The sequence below is a fragment of the Spirillospora sp. NPDC046719 genome (genome assembly GCF_040645715.1).
Lineage (GTDB): Bacteria > Actinomycetota > Actinomycetes > Streptosporangiales > Streptosporangiaceae > Spirillospora.
Window position 1 is genome coordinate 1 of the sequence record NZ_JBEYYT010000954.1, and the last position, 1,032, is coordinate 1,032.

A 1,032-nucleotide genomic window follows, 5' to 3' on the forward strand; every position below is an offset into this window, starting at 1 on the left:
CTGTAGTGGCACACTCATTCCCTCCACGACGCACTTCCGATCTGGCTGCGGATCCTGGTCCAGGGGAAGCTGCCGCTGATGCGCCCGCCGCCTGGATCCGGTCCAGCTCGGCGCGGTCCGCGCCGGCGTCGGTGATCAGCATGTCGACCTCGCCGATCGGGGCGATCCGGGAGAAGGCGCGGTGCCCGATCTTGGAGCCGTCGGCGAGCACCACCACCCGGCGGGTGGCCCGCATCAGGCAGTGGTCGGTGCGGGCCTCGATCTCGTCGTGGGTGCTGATGCCGGCCTCGGCGTCGATCCCGTCCACGCCGAGGAAGACCAGGTCCAGGCTGATGTCGGCGAGGGTGCGGTCGGCGATCGGCCCCACCAGCTCGTAGGACTCGGGGCGGACGCCGCCGCCGGTGACGACCAGGTCGATCGCGGGCCGCACGGACAGGTCGGCGGCGATGTTGAGGGCGTTGGTGACGACCTTGAGCGCGCGGCCGGTGGACAGCAGCCGGGCCAGCTCGGTGATCGTGGTGCCGCCGTTGAAGCCGACCGAGTGCACCGAGCCGTCGACCAGCCGCACCGCGGCCTGCGCGATGCGGCGCTTCTCCTCCTGGCTGCGGCCGCCGCGGTAGCGCATCGGCAGCTCGTAGATGACCTCGGCCGCCATCGCGCCGCCGTGCGTGCGCTTGAGGAGCTGCTGCTCCTCCAGCACCTGCAGGTCGCGGCGGATCGAGGCGGGCGAGGCCTGCAGCTCGGCCGACAGGTCGACCACGCTCACGGAGCCGTGCTCGGCGAGCCGTTCGAGGATGAGGGGAAGACGGTCCTGCTGACGCATCCGATCATTATAGAGTACAAAGGATGCGCGAAAGTAGCCGTTTCAGCGGGAAATAATCACGCAATTTGCGCGAGTGCTTCGGCGAGGGTCGCCTGCCCGGCGGTGCCGCCGGGGGGGGGGGGGGGCGGCGCGCCGCCCACCCCGCCCCGCGCGCGCGCGTGGGCCCGGTGGCCGCGGGGGCGCCCCCCCCCGGGGAAGCCCGCGGCGGA

At 72.4% G+C, this 1,032-nt stretch carries 1 protein-coding gene; it reads right to left on the reverse strand.

The window, feature by feature from the left end; genetic code table 11:
- Positions 1-823: DeoR/GlpR family DNA-binding transcription regulator (locus ABZ914_RS51815; RefSeq protein WP_500201878.1), on the reverse strand; the 823-nt coding region annotated here is incomplete at its 3' end.
- Between the last annotated feature and the right edge of the window lie 209 nt (positions 824-1,032).